This window comes from Mycobacterium sp. NGS39 (assembly GCF_059812765.1).
Genome location: NZ_JCALDH010000003.1, coordinates 401965 through 419957, shown reverse-complemented (window position 1 = coordinate 419957; position 17993 = coordinate 401965). Strand labels below are relative to the sequence as shown.

Sequence of the window (17993 nt, the reverse complement as noted above, 5' to 3'; positions counted from 1 at the left end):
CTCCTTTTACTTCTCGGCGGCAACCGGCTTTACACAGTGGACGCCCTCAACGTCTCTTGTGACACCCTGAAGCAATTTGCCCGGGCTGCCGTTTCGCGGATCGGGCAGTAACCCCGGTCAACGTCTGTCATAGGCCCAGAACGGTTTTCTTGAGACCTCCCGACGCGTCAGCGCCTGGACGCGGCGACAGCTTCGAGCGTGTCTGCGGCCTTGATTACAGCTGTTGCGAGCTGCCGCGCCTCGTCGGCGTCGAGATCCTTAACTCCGGCGTCGTAGATCGAGATGTGTCGTTCGACGAGCCCGTCTGGGTATTGCGCGCCCGTCGACGTGGGCGCACATCTGGCCGGTGTCATGCAGCCACCGGCTGAGGAAGCGCGCGAAGTCACCGGGGATTGCGGTGAGTTCCTTCCGCTCGTCAGCGGCCGCACTGGCAGGGATAGGCAGGCCGGATGTGATTGTCATGGACAGCTTACAGCGGCTCGCTCGGAATAGTAAGGTACATAACGGTTTTGAGCATGCATAGACATATGCTAGAACACTGCTCCTGGTGAGCAGGCTTCATGTCACAAAGCATGTTTAGCGCCTCTCGAGATGCCCGGCGCGCGGACTCATAAGCGGCTCAGCCTAGGGGGATTCACTGAAAGATATTGGGACCTACAGCGCTATGCGTGCCCGCATATCCCCCGAGCCACGCATAGCGCCCGTCGATTCCTACTGCGCGACTACCTGGACTGAGCGCGCTGCTCAGCCGTTCTTGGTCAGGCTGATCACGACATCGGGCTGCTGCGGATTCGCGTAGTGAATGGTCAGAATTAACGAGCTGTTGTCCACTGACACCTGCGCGCCGTTCGCGTCGGTCCCCGTCCACGTATTGCCCTGCCGGTGCAGGTCCCACGCGTTGATATGTAGGCAATCGGGTCCGCATTCGGTTACCGGCCAGTTGACTGTGCCACCAACCTTTTTCCCCGACGCTCCTGGGTCGAGCATGGTCGCGGTGTAATTCCCCGGTGTCAGATCAGCCCATGCCGGGCTCGCTAAACCGATCGCCGCACCGGCAAGCAAGGCCCCGATCGCTAGTCCTCGAGTAATTGTCGTCATTTGTCCGCCTCCTTCACCCGAGACGTCTTTGTCAGGGGATGCGAAGCAGTATCACAAGCGATCGACAGCATTGTCTCAGCAATCAGCAAACCGTCCAGTCAATTGTCTGGCCGACTTTGCGTCGGCTAACAGCATTGCTGTTACACGACAGCAAACTCTCGACATTGCCCGCGCCGCCTCATGCACTGGTGACGAGCGGAAAACGTTTTCCGACAACTCTTTCCGCGAACCTTCGGGCTGCCCGGCTCCGCTACAACCGACCAGCCGCAAACGACCCCGCCTGCGCCGCCAGCCCAGACGTCACGTACGACAGGTGCGCGGCGGAAAACATCTCGTCGCGACTCGGTACCGACGTGTTCCCCGGCGAGCAGATCGGATCTCCCGGCGCGCACAAGTCGATGGCCTTCGGTCCATACAGCGGGCTGATCACGTTCAATGGCGCACCCACATACCTGTCCGCCGGGTTTCCCAAAACAGCAACGGCGGCAACATGATCCGCGACGTCCGGCGGCATCGGCGCCGGCTCGAAACCCCCGATCGGAACCGGCACCGCGGTGATCAGATCGATCACGATCGCGCCTTGCGAGTACCCACCGAGCACCAGCTTGGTGTTGGGACAGCTCGCCGCCGTCGCCTGCACATGGGCGCTGGCATCCGCAGCACCGGTCGACGCCGACGGGGCGAAGTCCTCACTGGCCGGATAGTTCACCGCGTACACCGCGACCGACCTGCCGCCGGCTCGGGAACGTAGAGCATCGACGAACGCCTGCCCCACTCCCCCGATGCCGGGCGGCTCCGTCGTCGCCCGGGCGAAGACCACCTCCACGTCCGGACACGGCGCAGCGCCGGCCGGCGGCGATCCAGTCACCAGCGCGCAGGTCGTCAACGCCGCGGCGCACAACGCCGGCATCGGATGCAATCTCATACGTTCGATATCCCCACATCTGGCGCTGCCAAACGCCGGCCCGCCATCCACAACGGATGGCGGGCCTACCGCAGACGCTGCTTTTAGCCCACGCCCTGATTGCCGGTCGCGCAGCGCGACACCAGGATGCGGCCTCCGCCGTTCTTGGCCAGCGCCTGCTGCTCGGCGTCGGCGAGGGTCGGGCCGTACCAGCCGTAGTAGTTGTCGTACTGCCCGTACACGCCGCGGTCGCCAACCGCCAGCGCCGCGCACCAGTTCTGAGCCCATGCGATGAACACGCAGTGTGAGCCGCCATGATTCTGGCACTCGACGAGCGAGCGGATCCGTGCGCCATCCAGGTCGTTGTAGTTGTTGCCCCAGCCGTAAACACCCGTCTCCGGTGAGAACGAGATGGCGACGTACTTGTCTTGTGCATTGGCCGGTGCGGCGGTGCTCACAGCTCCGGCGACCACTGCGCCGGCGGCCAACAGCATCGCGGCCGCGGCCGCCTTCGTCCGCCGGTTCGGGGACTTGGTTTGAATGGTGGTCATGGTGTCTCCTTCGGGTGGCGCAACCCCCGGCGGGCTGCGTTCACCTGCTAGGAGCGACCACCCGCTTCGGCGGGGACACTTTTTCCGGGGATCTTTCTGACGAAGTCGACGGGCCTCCCCGAGCCGCCACGCGCTCAGCTGCGTACGCGCACCTTGTACGTCGACGGCCACGACTGCCGGGACTCGTCGCCCACCAGCGGAGTGCCCTTGCCCCCGACCTTGACGTCGTAGGGCTCCTTGCCCGGTCCCACTTCGCGTTTGGCGTGCTCCTGCGCCAGGTAGTACAGCTCGTCGATCGTGGCTTCGGAGTACGCCACGAACGTGGTCTGACGGACCACATCCTCGGGCGCGGGCGCCATCCGCTCCGGCAGCAACCGCGACGCCAACGCCGCCAGCCCCAGCAGCGCGAACGGAATCACCCAGTAACAGACGAACGACAGCGGGGTCGTCGTGTCGAGAATCGTCGCATCGCCTTGAATGATCGGCGGAATGGCCGACGACACTGTCATCCCGGCGAATGCGGCGACCCAGATCCACGTCAGCAGCGTGGTGATGCGGCCGAAGAGCTCACTTTCGATCACCTCGGGCGGCTGACCCACTTCGGCGAATTCACGCACGAACGGCCTACCGATCAGTACACCGATGAGCGCAACGAGGAAGATGCCGGCGTTGCTCAACGGCTGCAACCAGCGTTCCAGGAACGACTGGCTCACCGTGAACGTCAGCACCCCGAGCACCAAAAACGTTGCGACAGCGCCGATTTCGAGCGTCCGCGCGGGTGCACCCTTAACGCGTGCAATGACGAACGACAGCACGGCGATGCCGAGCGCCACCAGCACCGCAGCGCTGAAGGGGACATTGCCGACCAGCACCCAGTAGACGACCCACGGCGCGAAACCCAAGAGAATTCCCACGGACGGTCAGTGTAGGGAGGCACTTGGATACGCTCCGCAGGGTGCGGCGCAACGTGTCCTCCGGCTCGCCTTTTGAATCGGCAGTGGGTTATGCGCGCGCGGTCCGGGTCGGGCCACACATCGCGGTCTCCGGCACCACCGGCAGCGGCGCCGATGTCGCCGCTCAGACCCGCGACGCGCTGCACCGGATCGATGCCGCACTGCGTGAAGTGGGCGGCTCGCTGGCCGACGTGATCCGCACTCGCATCTATGTCACCGACATCAGCCAGTGGCGTCGCGTCGGTGCGGCGCACGCCGAGGTGTTCGGCGACATCCGGCCCGCGGCCACCATGGTCGAGGTCTCCGCGCTCATCGACCCGGCCCTGCTGGTCGAGATTGAGGCCGACGCCTACGTCGCCGACTGAACCGGCGGAAACCGGCCGTCCGGCCCGGGCCGATATTCGCTCACCGCGAAAACCGCCCGCACGGGCAGCGGACCGTACAGGTGCGGGAACATCATCGAGGCGGGATCCGTTGCTAGGCCGGGCTCCCAGCGCACCGGCCCTTCAAGCCGTGAGGGGTCGATGTGCAGGAGGACGAGGTCGGTTCGCCCGGCGTAGAGCCGGTTGGCCGGAAGGTGCACTTGTTCGGGTGTGGACAGATGCACGAACCCGGTCTCCCGCAGCGACGGCGGGCGGTACTCGCCGTCTCGTCGCGCGTCCGCCCAATCTGTTGCTGAACAGAGATGTAACAGGACAGACATCTGGGTAACCATGCGCCTACTACGGGCGATGTGAAACGTGAGACACGACACACCCGCAGCGGGCTTCGGAACAAAGCCGAACGGGAAAGTGTCTGTCACAGTTAGAGACGCGAGAGGGGCCCACAGCCACAACGCGAGAAGGGAACACCAATGACCGCAACGCTCACCAGTCCGGAACTCACCAGGGCTGACCGCTGCGATCGGTGCGGTGCTGCGGCTCGCGTTCGGGCCAAGTTGCCCTCCGGCGGCGAACTGCTCTTCTGCCAACACCACGCCAACAAGCACGAGGCCAAGCTGGTCGAGCTGGCGGCAGTGCTCGAAGTGAGCGCCGTCGAGGCGTAACCGCCGGGGTGCTGGGCAGGCGCACCGTCGTTCGGCAATGCTGGACGGGTCATGACTGACCAAGCGCCGGAACGAGTGTCCAAACACCAGGTTCGCCGCGTCGTCATCCGGACGCTGGGCAAGGCCTGGGACGACTCGATTTTTTCCGAGTCGGCGCAGGCTGCGTTCTGGCAAGTGCTGTCGCTTCCCCCGCTGTTGCTGGGGCTTCTGGGCAGCCTCGCCTACATCGCGCCGTTCTTCGGTCCGGACACACTGCCCACGATCGAGCACCGACTCGTCAGCGCCGCGAACAGTTTTTTCTCCCCCAGCGTGGTCAACGAGATCATCGCGCCGACGATCACCGACATCGTGCAGGGCGCTCGCGGCGAAGTGGTGTCACTGGGCTTCGTGATCTCGCTGTGGGCGGGATCGTCGGCGATCTCGGCGTTCGTCGATTCGGTCGTCGAGGCGCACGGCCAGACACCGCTGCGCCATCCGGTGCGGCAGCGGTTCTTCGCGCTGGGCATCTACGTGGTGATGCTGGTCGTCGCGATCGGGGTGATGCCGGTGATCGCCCTGGGTCCGCAGAAGATCGCGCAGTGGATTCCCGACAGCTGGAACACGGTGTTGCAGTACTGCTACTACCCGGTGCTGGGACTGGGCCTGGTGCTCATCGTGACGGTGCTCTACCGGGTCTCGTTGCCCAACCCGCTGCCCACCCATCGCCTCGTGCTCGGGGCGGTGCTGGCCACGCTGGTGTTCTTACTGGCCAGCTACGTGCTGCGGCTGTATCTGCAGTGGATCACCAGCACCGGCTACACCTACGGCGCGCTGGCCACCCCGATCGCGTTCCTGCTGTTCGCGTTCTTCCTCGGGTTCGCGGTCGTGATCGGCGCCGAACTCAACAACGCGATCCAAGAGCAGTGGCCGGCACCGGACACCCATGCGCGGCGGTTGCGGTGGTGGCTCAAGGCGCGGGCCGAAGAGATCGTCGCCGACGAACCGCGACCCGAACCGCAGCCGGCAACGGCCGAGCGGATCAGCCCCTCTTGAGAGTTTCGTAGATCCGCTTGCAATCCGGGCACACGGGCGATCCCGGCTTGGGAGAGCGGGTCACCGGGAACACTTCTCCGCACAGCGCCACGACGTGCGTGCCCGTCACGGCGCTCTCGGCGATCTTGTCCTTCTTCACGTAATGGAAGTACTTCGGGGTGTCGTTGTCGGTCCCGTCGTCGACGCGTTCGTCGGGCTTGGTGCGCTCGATCGTGTCGGTCTGCATGCCCGCCATTGTGCCCGGTCCGCGAACCGTAATAAACCTGCTCCGCAGGCCGCGCCATGTTGTGAAACAGTGGAGGTATGAAACACGGCCACGAGCTGAGTTTCGACGACGACGGTCGGCCCGTCCTGATCACCGCCGCCGCACTCCCCTACGAAGAAGAACACCGCAAGCGGGTGCGCAAGTACCTGACGTTGATGACGTGGCGCATCCCCGCGCTGATTCTGGCTGCGATCGCGTACGGCATTTGGCACAACGGGTTGGTCTCGCTGCTGATCGTCGCGGCGTCGGTGCCGCTGCCGTGGATGGCGGTGCTGATTGCCAACGACCGCCCGCCGCGCCGCGCGGAGGAACCTCGGCGGTTCGACAAGCAGGCCCACCGCACGCCGCTGTTCCCGACAGCGCATCGCCAAGAACTGGACCTCGGGCATGCTGCCGCGCCGCGATTCGACCGGCCGAACCCGACAGAGCACGAGCCGGATTAGGGCACTCTGGCTTTATTTCTCAGCCTATTCTCAGGCCGCCGCTGCATAACCGCAGTTCAGAGGGGCTACCCGACTGATTGCACGGGAACTTCGACCGCGCTTCGAGCGTTGCACTCCATGACAGTTCGAGGCGATCAGGAGGCCGCAATGGCAAATGCCACCACCAGCCGGGTTGACAACGATCTGGACGCCCAGAGTCCAGCTGCCGACCTCGTGCGGGTGTATCTGAACGGCATCGGCAAGACGGCGCTGCTCAACGCGGCCGACGAGGTCGAGCTGGCCAAGCGGATCGAGGCCGGCCTGTACGCCCAGCACCTGCTCGACACGCGCAAGCGCCTCGGCGAGAACCGCAAGCGCGAGCTGCAGATGGTCGTGCGCGACGGCGAGGCAGCGCGGCGCCATCTGCTCGAAGCCAATCTGCGGCTCGTGGTGTCGCTGGCCAAGCGCTACACCGGGCGGGGCATGCCGCTGCTGGACCTGATCCAGGAAGGCAACCTCGGCCTCATCCGCGCGATGGAGAAGTTCGACTACACCAAGGGCTTCAAGTTCTCGACGTACGCCACGTGGTGGATCCGTCAGGCGATCACGCGCGGCATGGCCGACCAGAGCCGGACGATCCGACTGCCGGTGCACCTCGTCGAGCAGGTGAACAAGCTGGCGCGGATCAAGCGCGAGTTGCATCAGAACCTCGGCCGTGAAGCAACCGACGAGGAACTGGCTGCCGAGTCCGGAATTCCCGTCGAGAAGATCACCGACCTGCTGGAGCACAGCCGCGATCCGGTAAGCCTTGACATGCCGGTCGGCAGTGACGAGGAAGCCCCTCTCGGCGACTTTATCGAAGACGCCGAGGCGATGTCGGCTGAGAACGCCGTCATCTCGGAGTTGCTGCACACCGACATCCGGCACGTGCTGGCCACACTCGACGAGCGCGAGCAGCAGGTGATTCGCCTGCGGTTCGGCCTCGACGACGGCCAGCCCCGCACGCTCGACCAGATCGGCAAGCTGTTCGGGCTTTCCCGGGAGCGGGTGCGCCAGATCGAGCGCGAGGTCATGGCGAAGCTGCGCCACGGCGAACGCGCCGACCGGCTTCGCTCCTACGCAAGCTGACTCCCCTCACAGTGTGCCCGCCGGAACCTCCGGTGGGCACACTGGCGTGACGGGACGGTGATGCGCGCGGTCGCCGCCGCGGCGCGGCGGTGCTCCGACGGCGCGAGGCCACCTTTTTTGCCAGCTAGACCGGTAGACTGCAGCCGACGGAGGGTGGGTGAATGAACGATCTTGTCGACACGACCGAGATGTATCTGCGGACCATCTACGACCTCGAGGAAGAGGGCGTGGTGCCGCTGCGTGCCCGCATCGCCGAACGGCTCGAGCAGAGCGGTCCGACCGTCAGCCAGACCGTGTCGAGGATGGAGCGCGACGGGCTGCTGCACGTCGCCGGCGACCGTCACCTGGAACTGACCCCCAAGGGGCGCACACTGGCCGTCGCCGTGATGCGCAAGCACCGCCTGGCCGAACGCCTGCTGGTCGACATCATCGGGCTGCCGTGGGAAGACGTACACGCCGAGGCCTGCCGCTGGGAGCACGTGATGAGCGAGGAGGTCGAGCGGCGCCTGGTGCAGGTGCTCGACAACCCGACCATCTCTCCGTTCGGCAACCCCATCCCCGGCCTTGCCGAGCTGGGCGTCGACCCGACCTCGCAGCCCGAACGCGGCAGCCTTGTGCGGTTGACCGAGCTTCCCGCCGGTGCTCCGGTGGCCGTGGTGGTCCGGCAGCTCACCGAACACGTGCAGGGCGACGTCGAGTTGATCACCCGGCTCAAGGACGCCGGCGTGGTGCCCAACGCCCGGGTGACTGTGCAGACCAATCCGTCCGGCAGCGTCACGATCGTGATCCCCGGGCACGAGGACGTCGAACTGCCCCATCACATGGCGCACGCGGTGAAGGTCGAGAAGGTCTAGCTCGCCCGTCGACCGAATCTTCGCCGGGGCGGCAGGCCGACCCCGAGCCGATCCGCCACGCGGTAACCGCTGACCGCCAGTTCGCGAATCGCGTCCGGGCGCAATCCCGATTGAAGCGCAGTGTCGAGCATCGAGGCCATCCGGTGCTCGTCGTCGCAGCGCAGCGCCGCATCCAGCGCCACGCCGGCGAGCGGACCGTCGCCGCGGGCATAGGCCGAAAAGGCCAGCAACACAAGGGCTTCCACGCGCCACGGCGCCGGGAGCACACGTGACAACATCGCCCACAGCTCCTCGGCCTCAGCCGCCTTGTCGCCGACGGCCAACGCGAACAGCGTGTCTCGCACGTCTACATCGGCCAGGGCGCAGGCCATTTCGGCGACCTGCGCATCCGAGGGCTCCGTGCCGTCGGCCATCTTCGCCGCCAGTGCGACCGCAAAGTTGACGTCACCTCGTGGGGAGTATTCACCGCTCTCCGCCCGTGACTTGAGCCGCCGCCGAATCCGCCGTGCCAACCGCTCGACTCGCGCGTCATCGGTCACCTCGACCACCTTCTGCAGGTCTTCGCGGCGCGCATAGAGCCGCCGACCGTCCAGCACGGCGGCCATGGCCAATGGCGAGGACGCCGGATCGTCGACGGTGCCGCCCGCTCCGCACATGTCGGCGCAATGCCACCGACCGCCCGCGGCAACACGATCCACCACGTGAGTGGCCAGCAAGGTAATGTGTTGCAGCGCAAGCACTTCCGACAACGTCGACGCGAGGTCTCCGAAGTCGTCAGCGCAGGCAGGGCACAACGCCCCGTCAGCGTCGACGATCACCGCGATCGCCGCGTCCGGCCTGGCCGCCGCGGCCACCTCGGCGACGTGTTCGACGGTGTCGGCCAGTTGTGGCGAAAGATCCACCCGCATCACCGCCCCCATCTCGCCGCGGTCGACAGTGACGAGCACCAATGATTTCTCGGGAACGAAGCCAAGCACCGCGGGCAGCGCCGCGATCAGTGCGCCGGGCCTGTTGAGGATGAAGTCAGGCTGTGAAGTGGTCATGCCCTGACCCTTGCGGGCGGCACCGTCGACAACGGGGCGCTGACGAACCGATGGCGCCGCGCTGTGGACGAACGCGAGACTGTGGATGAGTCGCCCCAGCCGCGGAGGCGGGGCGCCGGGGCACAGCTATTGGTTCGGTCCGGGTGCAAGATCACGCCAAACGGCGTAGATGTCTACACATGGCAATGGAGTACGACCTCGTCGTCATCGGTTCCGGCCCCGGGGGGCAGAAGGCCGCAATCGCCGCGGCGAAGCTCGGCAAATCCGTTGCCATCGTCGAGCGGGGCCGGATGCTGGGCGGCGTCTGCGTGAACACCGGAACCATTCCGTCCAAGACACTGCGCGAGGCCGTGCTCTACCTCACCGGCATGAGCCAGCGCGAACTGTACGGGGCGAGCTACCGGGTCAAGGACAAGATCACGCCGGCTGACCTGCTGGCTCGCACCACGCACGTCGTCAACAAAGAGCAGGATGTGGTCCGCTCGCAGCTGATGCGCAACAACATCGAGGTCTACATCGGGCACGGCCGGTTCGTCGACGAGCACACCGTCCTCATCGAGAACCCGAACCGCGGCGACCGCATCACGATCACGGGTCGCTACATCGTGATCGCCACGGGCACCAAGCCGGCGCGTCCGGCCGGTGTCGAGTTCGACGAATGCCGGGTGCTGGATTCCGACGGCATCCTGGACCTCAAGGCGCTGCCGTCGTCAATGGTCGTGGTGGGCGCAGGCGTGATCGGCATCGAGTACGCGTCGATGTTCGCCGCGCTTGGCACCAAGGTGACCGTCGTCGAGAAGCGCGACACGATGCTGGACTTTTGCGATCCGGAGGTGGTCGAGGCCCTGCGATTCCACCTGCGCGATCTGGCGGTCACGTTCCGGTTCGGCGAGGAGGTGACAGCGGTCGACGTCGGCTCGGCCGGCACTGTCACGACCTTGGCCAGCGGCAAACAGATCCCCGCCGAGACCGTGATGTACTCCGCCGGGCGCCAGGGCCAAACCGACCATCTCGACCTGGCCAACGCCGGGCTCGAGGCGGACAGCCGCGGTCGCATCTTCGTCGACGACAGGTTCCAGACCAAGGTCGACCACATCTTCGCCGTCGGCGACGTCATCGGATTCCCCGCGCTCGCCGCAACCTCGATGGAGCAGGGCCGGCTGGCGGCCTACCACGCATTCGGCGAACCCACCGCCGGCATGACGGACCTGCAGCCGATCGGCATCTACTCGATCCCGGAGATCTCCTACGTCGGTGCCACCGAGGTGGAGCTGACCAAGGACTCGATTCCGTACGAGGTCGGGGTGTCGCGCTACCGCGAACTCGCACGCGGCCAGATCGCCGGCGACTCCTACGGCATGCTCAAGATACTGGTGTCCACCGACGACCTGAAGCTGCTCGGCGTGCACATCTTCGGTACCAGCGCCACCGAGCTCGTGCACATCGGTCAGGCGGTGATGGGCTGTGGCGGCACCATCGAGTACCTCGTCGACGCAGTGTTCAACTATCCGACGTTCTCGGAGGCGTACAAGGTCGCCGCGCTGGACGTGATGAACAAGATGCGTGCGCTCAACCAGTTCCGCTCGTAGCTAGCAGTCGTCCTCGAAGACCGCGGGTGCGGTGTCACCGGTTCCGCCGGCTTCTGCCCGATGCAGCAGATCTGCCACCCGGCCGTCGAATGGTGAAGAGTACGAGACGTTGTCGTCGCAACCGCCGCCGTGCGGGCCGCCCACCAGTCCGACCACCGCGCCGTCGATGCGCCACGGCGCGCCGCTGGTACCGGCCATCAGGCCCGCACATGTCAGCGACGGGAACCCGCCGGGCGCCGTCGCAATTGCGGCGCGGCAGCCGATGGGAGCACCGCCGGTGCCCATCGGGTACGCGGTCACGGTGACGACGGTCGCGGGCGGCGGCGCTGCACCCAGGCTCAGCCCTGCGCCGACCACCGATTCGAGGGAGCGGCCGTCGTCCCGGCTGACCCGTGCCACGGCGAAGTCGGCGACGGGATCCCGGCTGGCCAGCCATCGCGGGTCGAGGTAGATCGCTCCGACGGTCCAGGTGCCGGCGGAACCGGCCCGGCCGTCGAATCCGGGCGCGAATGTCGTCGGATAGCCCGAGGCCACGCAGTGTGCAGCGGTGAGGATCAAGTCGCCGGTGGCCGAATGCAGCACCGATCCGGTACAGGTGTGCATGTCTGAGGCCCCAAGGAACACCGCCCCGACCAACGGATCGGGAGCGACGGGCCCGGCGGTGGCCGACGTCGGTGGCGGCGGCGCAACCGCAGCGGCGGGCTGATGTCGCGGCGCGCAGCTCAGCAGACAGACGGCCACCAGCAGCAGGGGGGCCAGGCGCACGCGCATCACGTCGATCATCCTGGAACGCAACGATGCCAGTGTCGCGTTGAGCAAACAGGGGTACCCGCGATCGCAATATTGCGGCCTGCGGTGGCGGCTGGGCCGATCGGCAGCGACACTAGACGTCACCGGGCCCGCGGAAGGAGGCGAAAAGAATGGCTGAGCACCGCGATGAATACCGGCCGGATCAGAGCGGAATGTACGAGCTGGAGTTTCCGGCCCCGCAATTGTCGTCGCCCGACGGCCGCGGTCCGGTGTTGATTCACGCATTGGAGGGTTTCTCGGACGCAGGCCACGCGATCCGGCTGTCGTCGCGCTACCTGCGGGAAGCGCTGGACACCGAGCTGGTGGCATCGTTCGCGATCGACGAGCTGCTGGACTACCGGTCGCGCCGACCGCTGATGACGTTCAAGACCGACCACTTCACCGCTTACGACGATCCGGAGCTGAGCCTTTACGCGCTGCACGACACGGTCGGGACGCCGTTTCTGCTGCTGGCCGGCATGGAACCCGACCTGAAATGGGAGCGGTTCGTCACCGCGGTGCGGCTGCTGGCCGAGCGGCTGGGCGTGCGGCAGACGATCGGTCTGGGCACCATCCCGATGGCGGTGCCGCACACCAGGCCGGTGACCATGACGGCGCACTCCAACAACAAGGAGCTGATCGCCCACCATCAGCCGTGGGTCGGCGAGGTGCAGGTGCCCGGCAGCGCGTCGAATCTGCTGGAGTTCCGGATGGCCCAGCACGGCCACGACGTCGTCGGGTTCACCGTGCACGTCCCCCACTACTTGGCGCAGACCGACTACCCCGCCGCGGCCGAGGCGCTGCTGGCCGAAGTCAGCAAAGTCGCTTCGCTGCAGATCCCCTTGGCGGCGCTCACCGAGGCGGCAGCGGAGATCCGCGCGAAGGTCGACGAGCAGGTGAACTCCAGCCCCGAAGTTGCGCAGGTGGTGTCCGCGCTGGAGCGCCAGTACGACGCGTTCGTCGCGGCCCAGGAGAACCGCTCGCTGCTGGCGCGCGACGAAGAGCTGCCCAGCGGCGAAGAACTGGCCGGGGAGTTCGAACGCTTCCTGGCGCAGCAGACAGGTGACTTCTCGGACGGTTTCCGAGACGGCGACGACAAGAAGTGAGCTGACCCGGGCCGCCGGCCCGAAGCGGAGGTGGCCCTATGACTGCGCGGACGACGAATCTGCGGCCGGTACGCGACGTGCGGACGACGCTAAAGTTCCGCACGATTCACGGCTACCGCCGCGCGTTTCGCGTCGCTGGTGACGGGCCCGCGATCCTGCTGATCCACGGCATCGGCGACAACTCGTCGACCTGGGAGGCCGTGCAGACAAAACTTGCGCAACGGTTCACCGTGATCGCCCCGGACTTGCTCGGTCACGGCAAGTCGGACAAACCGCGGGCCGACTACTCGGTTGCCGCGTACGCCAACGGCATGCGCGACCTGCTCGCCGTCCTCGACATCGACCGCGTGACCGTGATCGGACACTCGCTCGGTGGCGGCGTCACGATGCAATTCGCTTACCAGTACCCGCAATTGGTGGAACGGATCGTGCTCGTCGGGACGGGCGGGGTGACCAAGGACGTCCATTTCGCGCTGCGCCTCGCGTCGCTGCCGATGGGCACCGAGGCGCTGGCGCTGTTGCGGCTTCCGGGAGCGTTGCCTGCGTTGCAGATCGTCGGGCGCATGTTGGGCGCGATGCTCAATGCCGCTGCCAGCGCGGCGCCGGGACTGGCCCCCACACGGTTCGGCCATGATCTGCCCGACGTGCTTCGAGTGCTCGCGGAGTTGCCGGAGCCCACGGCGTCGTCGGCGTTTTCGCGGACGCTGCGCGCAGTGGTGGACTGGCGCGGCCAGGTGGTGACCATGCTCGACCGATGTTATTTGACGCAATCCGTTCCGGTGCAATTGATTTGGGGAGAGCACGATTCGGTGATCCCGGTGGCTCATGCGCAGATGGCGCACGCCGCGATGCCGGGTTCGCGGCTGGAGGTTTTCGAGAACTCCGGCCATTTTCCGTTCCACGACGACCCGGACCGCTTCGTCGAGGTCGTCGAGCAGTTCATCGATTCCACGGAACCCGCGGTATACGACCAGGATCGGCTGCGGTCGCTGCTGCGCGCCGGCATCAGCGACCAGACGATCTCCGGTCCGATCGACACCCGCGTCGCGGTGCTCGACGCGATGAGTTCCGACGAGCGCAGCGCAACCTGATCCGGCGCTCGCGCTGAGTAGAGTCGGGCACATGGGTACCGACGTGTCCGTGGTGCGCGTGTTCACCGACGCGGAAGGAAACTTCGGCAATCCGCTCGGCATCGTCGACGCGAGCACCGTCGCACCGCGTGACCGGCAAGGGCTCGCGACCCAATTGGGTTACAGCGAAACGATTTTCGTCGACGTGCCTGATCGGGGTGCAACCACCGCCCACGCTCGCATCTTCACTCCTGCGACAGAGTTGCCGTTCGCCGGGCACCCGACGGTGGGGTTGGCGTGGTGGCTCAAACAACGCGGGCTTCCGATCCGCACGTTGCAGGTGCCGGCGGGTGTGGTCGCTGTCGGCTACGAGGACGAGTTGACGACGGTACGCGCACGCGCCGACTGGGCGCCGGAGTTTGCCTTCCACGAACTGCCCTCGCCCGACGACGTCGTCAACGCGGATCCCGACGACTACCCCGAAGACGACCCGCACTACATCTGGGCCTGGCTCGACAAGTCGCGCGGACACCTGCGCTCGCGGATGTTCGCGGCTGACCTCGGCGTCGCCGAAGACGAGGCGACCGGCGCGGCGGCCGTGCGCATCACCGACATTCTCAGCCGGGATCTCACGATCACCCAGGGCAAAGGTTCCGTCATCTACACCCGGTGGAGCCCTGAGGGGTGGGTGACGGTGGGCGGCCGCGTCGTCGACGATGGCACCGTGCGCGTCGACTGAAGGGTTACTTCGACGCGCTGACCTTGCGGTGGGCGCGCAGGGCCTCGATCTCCCGCTCGAAGTCGTCGGCGGAGGTGAACGACCGGTACACCGACGCGAACCGTAAATAGGCCACCTCGTCCAAGTCGCGCAGCGGACCCAGAATGGCCAGGCCGACCTCGTGGCTGGGCACCTCGGGGGAGCCGGTGGCCCGCACGGTGTCTTCCACTTGTTGCGCGAGCAGGTTGAGCGCGTCGTCGTCGACCTGGCGGCCCTGACATGCCCGTCGCACGCCGCGGATCACCTTCTCGCGGCTGAACGGTTCGGTGACCCCACTGCGCTTGACCACCGCCAGCACGGCCGTCTCGACGGTGGTGAACCTGCGCCCGCATTCCGGGCATGAGCGTCTGCGTCGGATCGCTTGGCCCTCATCGGTTTCCCGCGAGTCGACCACCCGGGAATCGGGATGGCGGCAGAACGGACAGTGCATGACTGCTCCTTCGCCGCGCAGACATTCGGTCGAGTCGAACGCCTCCGAGACTACCCGCGGGCGGCGGACGCGGCCCAACGTCGCCGCGGACATCACCCGAGCGGGGCGATCAGCGTCTGCCCGGCATCCAGCGCTGCAGAGTCGAGGTGATTGAGCTCCCGGATCCGCTCGATCACCCCGGCCACCGGCGCGTCCGGCGCCACTCTGGCCGCAAGCCGCTGCAGATTCTCGCCGGGCTGCACCTGCACGACCGCCAACTGCTGCGGCGCGGAGGTGCCCGTCGTGTCGGCGCTGCGGGCTTGGGCGATCGCGATGAGCCACACCGTGATCAGGGCTGCGACCGCCGCCAGCATGACGGTCACGGTGGTGCTGACGCGTCGCGGCCGGTGCGGTGCACACGACACCGCCACGCCTGTCGCCCGATATTTGACCGCGGCACCGCCTGGCCGGTTCGGTACGGGACGGCGAGCCCGAAGGGTCGGCGCCGGTACGTCCCACGTGTCGATCACGGTCATGAGCGCCCCTTCTGTCGTCACCATTCGCTCCTTTGTTCGAATATAGTCGATCATGCGTTCGAAGTCCGAACATTTGATCGATGTGTACCAGAGGGGTCCGACAGGCTCGCGTCCTGAGACATCACAGTCCGACAGGCTCGCTCGCTCCCGATCACGAATGCGACACGCCTCGAACACATGTTTGAAGATGTCTGTGACGACAGCTAGATTTGCAGTCATGAGCGACAGCAGCGGTCTCACCCAACGTCAGCGGACCATCTTGGAGGTGATCCGCGCATCGGTCACCACCAGGGGATATCCGCCGAGCATCCGGGAGATCGGCGACGCCGTCGGCCTCACCTCCACGTCGTCGGTGGCACATCAGCTGCGCACGCTGGAACGCAAGGGCTATCTGCGCCGCGACCCGAATCGTCCCCGCGCCGTCGATGTACGCGGGGCCGACGACGCGGCGACGGCGGTCACCACTGATGTCGCCGGTTCTGACGCGCTGCCGGAACCGACGTTCGTGCCCGTGCTCGGACGCATTGCCGCAGGCGGGCCCATCCTCGCCGAGGAGGCGGTCGAAGACGTGTTCCCGCTGCCCCGCGAATTGGTGGGCGAGGGGTCGTTGTTCCTGCTCAAGGTCGTGGGCGAGTCGATGGTCGACGCCGCGATCTGCGACGGCGACTGGGTGGTGGTGCGACAGCAGAACACCGCCGACAACGGCGACATCGTCGCGGCGATGATCGACGGGGAAGCCACTGTGAAGACGTTCAAGCGCACCGGCAACCAGGTTTGGCTGATGCCGCACAACCCCGCGTTCGATCCGATTCCCGGCAACGATGCCGCGATTCTCGGCCGCGTGGTGACGGTGATCCGCAAAATCTGACCCGCACACCGCGCCTCGGGTGCAAGGTGGATTCATGCGTGCGTTCCGGGCGGTGCGAGTGATTTCAGCAGCGGCGATGGCAGCAGCAGCGCTCGTCGTCCCCGCGGTCGCCTCCCCCGGCGCCGAAAGCCATGTCGCGATGTGTCCGCGCGGCATGGTGCCCAATCCCAACGGCTACGGCTGCATACCGCAGCTGGGACCCGGCGGCGCGTTCGTCGGAGCCCCGAGTCAGGAAGTGCTCACCCGCTGCAACGGCAACATCTACATCTGCGTGTGGCCGTACCCGGTTCCCTGATCCGCACCAAGGACACAGCCCGCGCGGCTCACCGAACAGACTGCGCCAGTTGACGTTTCGCCGGCTCAGACGCCCAGCGAGCGTCCGATGATTTCCTTCATGATCTCGGTCGTACCGCCGTAGATCGTTTGCACCCGGGCATCCAGATACGCGCGCGCAATCGGGTATTCGCGCATGTAGCCGTAGCCGCCGTGCAGCTGCAGGCACCGGTCGATCAGATGGACCTGCTTTTCGGTGGAGTACCACTTGGCCATCGCGGCCTGCTCGGCGGTCAGCTTCTCGTCGAGGTGCAGCCGGATGAACTCGTCGACCATGATCCGCACCACGGTTGCTTCGGTGGCCAGCTCGGCGAGCAGAAAGCGGCTGTTCTGGAAACTGCCGATCGGCTTGCCGAAAGCCTTGCGCTCCTTGGTGTACTGCAGCGTCGACTCCAGCACGGCCTCCATCGCTGCGGCCGCCATGATCGCGATCGAGATGCGCTCCTGTGGCAGGTTCTGCATCAGGTAGATGAAGCCCTTGCCTTCCTCACCGAGCAGGTTCTCGGCGGGCACCTTGACGTCGGTGAACGACAGCTCGGCGGTGTCCTGGGCGTCCAACCCGATCTTGTCCAGATGACGGCCGCGCTCGAAGCCTTCCATTCCGCGCTCGACGACCAGCAGCGAGAAGCCCTGCGCGCCCTTCTCCGGATCGGTCTGCGCGACGACGATCACCAGGTCGGAGTTGATGCCGTTGGTGATGAAGGTCTTCGCCCCGTTGAGGATGTAGTGGTCACCTTCTTTGACCGCGCGGGTCTTGATGCCCTGCAGGTCGCTGCCGGTGCCCGGCTCGGTCATCGCGATCGCGGTGATCAGCTCGCCGGTACAGAACTTCGGCAGCCAGCGTTGCTTCTGCTCTTCGTTGGCCAGCCTCAGCAGATACGGGGCCACCACGTCGTTGTGCAGCCCGAAGCCGATTCCGCTGTAGCGGCCCTTGGTGGTCTCTTCGGTGATGATCGTGTTGTACCGGAAGTCTGCGTTGCCGCCGCCGCCGTATTCCTCGGGCACCGCCATTCCCAGAAAGCCCTGCTTGCCGGCCTCCAGCCAGACGCCGCGGTCGACGATCTTGTCCTTCTCCCACTGCTCGTGGTACGGCGCGACGTGGCGCTCCAAGAAGGAGCGATAGGACTCGCGGAACAGCTCGTGCTCGGGCTCGAAAAGGGTGCGCTGGTATCTGACGACATTGCCCACGGCGTGACCTCCGGTATCGGGAACCTGCGCCC

General features: G+C 66.2%; 24 protein-coding genes. 12 read left to right on the top strand and 12 right to left on the bottom strand.

The features are described from left to right. Window positions 1–167: 167 nt before the first annotated feature. From AC5Y39_RS06780 to AC5Y39_RS06760, 5 genes are all read right to left on the bottom strand, one after another. On the bottom strand, window positions 168–353 hold the full coding sequence (locus AC5Y39_RS06780; protein WP_500016468.1) for a hypothetical protein: 186 nt from the start codon (window positions 351–353) through the stop codon (window positions 168–170). A gap of 391 nt (window positions 354–744) precedes the next feature. Further along, window positions 745–1098 carry a hypothetical protein gene (locus AC5Y39_RS06775; protein WP_500016467.1) on the bottom strand — a complete coding sequence of 118 codons (354 nt, stop codon included), beginning with the start codon at window positions 1096–1098 and terminating at the stop codon, window positions 745–747. A 250-nt stretch (window positions 1099–1348) separates the two neighbouring features. Continuing rightward, window positions 1349–2023: a cutinase family protein gene (locus tag AC5Y39_RS06770; protein ID WP_500016466.1), complete on the bottom strand. Its 675-nt coding sequence runs from the start codon at window positions 2021–2023 to the stop codon at window positions 1349–1351. Window positions 2024–2106: 83 nt separating this feature from the next. Next, window positions 2107–2553, bottom strand: coding sequence for a DUF4189 domain-containing protein (locus AC5Y39_RS06765; protein WP_500016465.1), 447 nt, complete (start codon window positions 2551–2553; stop codon window positions 2107–2109). A 134-nt stretch (window positions 2554–2687) separates the two neighbouring features. After that, on the bottom strand, window positions 2688–3467 hold the full coding sequence (locus AC5Y39_RS06760; protein WP_500016464.1) for a hypothetical protein: 780 nt from the start codon (window positions 3465–3467) through the stop codon (window positions 2688–2690). A 41-nt stretch (window positions 3468–3508) separates the two neighbouring features. Here AC5Y39_RS06760 and AC5Y39_RS06755 point away from each other — a divergent pair, with 41 nt between their 5' ends. Further along, on the top strand, window positions 3509–3871 hold the full coding sequence (locus tag AC5Y39_RS06755; RefSeq protein WP_500016463.1) for a RidA family protein: 363 nt from the start codon (window positions 3509–3511) through the stop codon (window positions 3869–3871). Here the strand turns inward: AC5Y39_RS06755 and AC5Y39_RS06750 are convergent. Beyond that, the gene (locus tag AC5Y39_RS06750; protein ID WP_500016462.1) at window positions 3856–4209 is read right to left on the bottom strand and encodes a DUF952 domain-containing protein; all 354 of its coding nucleotides are present in this window, start codon (window positions 4207–4209) and stop codon (window positions 3856–3858) included. The two genes, AC5Y39_RS06755 and AC5Y39_RS06750, sit on opposite strands and share 16 nt — an antisense overlap. Before the next feature lie 150 nt (window positions 4210–4359). On the opposite strand from AC5Y39_RS06750, the gene AC5Y39_RS06745 reads away from it, so the two are divergent. Next, window positions 4360–4551 (top strand): DUF7455 domain-containing protein, encoded by a 192-nt coding sequence (locus AC5Y39_RS06745; protein WP_499910502.1) that lies wholly within the window; start codon window positions 4360–4362, stop codon window positions 4549–4551. 51 nt (window positions 4552–4602) lie between these two features. After that, window positions 4603–5583, top strand: coding sequence for a YihY/virulence factor BrkB family protein (locus tag AC5Y39_RS06740; protein ID WP_500016461.1), 981 nt, complete (start codon window positions 4603–4605; stop codon window positions 5581–5583). Here AC5Y39_RS06740 and AC5Y39_RS06735 read toward each other — a convergent pair. Continuing rightward, window positions 5570–5809 carry a DUF3039 domain-containing protein gene (locus tag AC5Y39_RS06735; RefSeq protein WP_500016460.1) on the bottom strand — a complete coding sequence of 80 codons (240 nt, stop codon included), beginning with the start codon at window positions 5807–5809 and terminating at the stop codon, window positions 5570–5572. The genes AC5Y39_RS06740 and AC5Y39_RS06735 overlap by 14 nt on opposite strands. 77 nt (window positions 5810–5886) lie before the next feature. On the opposite strand from AC5Y39_RS06735, the gene AC5Y39_RS06730 reads away from it, so the two are divergent. From AC5Y39_RS06730 to AC5Y39_RS06720, 3 genes are all read left to right on the top strand, one after another. Further along, on the top strand, window positions 5887–6291 hold the full coding sequence (locus AC5Y39_RS06730; RefSeq protein WP_500016459.1) for a DUF3099 domain-containing protein: 405 nt from the start codon (window positions 5887–5889) through the stop codon (window positions 6289–6291). Between the two features lie 147 nt (window positions 6292–6438). Beyond that, on the top strand, window positions 6439–7398 hold the full coding sequence (gene sigB, locus AC5Y39_RS06725; protein ID WP_500016458.1) for a sigma-70 family RNA polymerase sigma factor SigB: 960 nt from the start codon (window positions 6439–6441) through the stop codon (window positions 7396–7398). A gap of 161 nt (window positions 7399–7559) precedes the next feature. After that, window positions 7560–8252 carry an iron-dependent transcriptional repressor DtxR gene (locus AC5Y39_RS06720; protein ID WP_499910490.1) on the top strand — a complete coding sequence of 231 codons (693 nt, stop codon included), beginning with the start codon at window positions 7560–7562 and terminating at the stop codon, window positions 8250–8252. Here AC5Y39_RS06720 and AC5Y39_RS06715 read toward each other — a convergent pair. Then, entirely contained in the window at window positions 8249–9295 is a 1047-nt protein-coding gene (locus AC5Y39_RS06715) for a DUF4192 domain-containing protein (protein ID WP_500016457.1), read from the bottom strand. The two genes, AC5Y39_RS06720 and AC5Y39_RS06715, sit on opposite strands and share 4 nt — an antisense overlap. Window positions 9296–9480: 185 nt before the next feature. On the opposite strand from AC5Y39_RS06715, the gene sthA reads away from it, so the two are divergent. After that, window positions 9481–10884, top strand: a complete 1404-nt coding sequence (gene sthA, locus AC5Y39_RS06710) for a Si-specific NAD(P)(+) transhydrogenase (RefSeq protein ID WP_500016493.1) — start codon at window positions 9481–9483, stop codon at window positions 10882–10884. Here the strand turns inward: sthA and AC5Y39_RS06705 are convergent, their stop codons facing one another. Further along, window positions 10885–11667, bottom strand: a complete 783-nt coding sequence (locus tag AC5Y39_RS06705) for a trypsin-like serine peptidase (RefSeq protein ID WP_500016456.1) — start codon at window positions 11665–11667, stop codon at window positions 10885–10887. It lies immediately after the preceding gene. A 137-nt stretch (window positions 11668–11804) separates the two neighbouring features. Between AC5Y39_RS06705 and AC5Y39_RS06700 the strand changes: the two genes are divergently transcribed. From AC5Y39_RS06700 to AC5Y39_RS06690, 3 genes are read left to right on the top strand one after another with little or no spacing between them, the layout of a single operon-like run. Then, on the top strand, window positions 11805–12779 hold the full coding sequence (locus tag AC5Y39_RS06700; RefSeq protein WP_500016455.1) for a proteasome assembly chaperone family protein: 975 nt from the start codon (window positions 11805–11807) through the stop codon (window positions 12777–12779). A gap of 38 nt (window positions 12780–12817) precedes the next feature. Next, window positions 12818–13870, top strand: coding sequence for an alpha/beta fold hydrolase (locus tag AC5Y39_RS06695; RefSeq protein ID WP_500016454.1), 1053 nt, complete (start codon window positions 12818–12820; stop codon window positions 13868–13870). Between the two features lie 31 nt (window positions 13871–13901). Beyond that, window positions 13902–14588 carry a PhzF family phenazine biosynthesis protein gene (locus tag AC5Y39_RS06690; protein ID WP_500016453.1) on the top strand — a complete coding sequence of 229 codons (687 nt, stop codon included), beginning with the start codon at window positions 13902–13904 and terminating at the stop codon, window positions 14586–14588. A gap of 4 nt (window positions 14589–14592) precedes the next feature. Here AC5Y39_RS06690 and nrdR read toward each other — a convergent pair whose 3' ends face one another. Together nrdR and AC5Y39_RS06680 are read right to left on the bottom strand one after the other, a co-directional pair. Then, window positions 14593–15057 carry a transcriptional regulator NrdR gene (gene nrdR, locus AC5Y39_RS06685; protein ID WP_499910473.1) on the bottom strand — a complete coding sequence of 155 codons (465 nt, stop codon included), beginning with the start codon at window positions 15055–15057 and terminating at the stop codon, window positions 14593–14595. A gap of 92 nt (window positions 15058–15149) precedes the next feature. Then, window positions 15150–15596, bottom strand: a complete 447-nt coding sequence (locus AC5Y39_RS06680) for a LysM peptidoglycan-binding domain-containing protein (RefSeq protein WP_500016452.1) — start codon at window positions 15594–15596, stop codon at window positions 15150–15152. 193 nt (window positions 15597–15789) lie between these two features. Here AC5Y39_RS06680 and lexA point away from each other — a divergent pair, with 193 nt between their 5' ends. Together lexA and AC5Y39_RS06670 are read left to right on the top strand one after the other, a co-directional pair. Next, window positions 15790–16440 carry a transcriptional repressor LexA gene (gene lexA, locus AC5Y39_RS06675; RefSeq protein WP_499910468.1) on the top strand — a complete coding sequence of 217 codons (651 nt, stop codon included), beginning with the start codon at window positions 15790–15792 and terminating at the stop codon, window positions 16438–16440. Between the two features lie 34 nt (window positions 16441–16474). Continuing rightward, complete coding sequence (locus tag AC5Y39_RS06670; protein ID WP_500016451.1) at window positions 16475–16735, top strand: hypothetical protein; 261 nt, start codon at window positions 16475–16477, stop codon at window positions 16733–16735. Between the two features lie 65 nt (window positions 16736–16800). Here AC5Y39_RS06670 and AC5Y39_RS06665 read toward each other — a convergent pair whose 3' ends face one another. Beyond that, window positions 16801–17961, bottom strand: coding sequence for an acyl-CoA dehydrogenase family protein (locus AC5Y39_RS06665; RefSeq protein WP_500016450.1), 1161 nt, complete (start codon window positions 17959–17961; stop codon window positions 16801–16803). Between the last annotated feature and the right edge of the window lie 32 nt (window positions 17962–17993).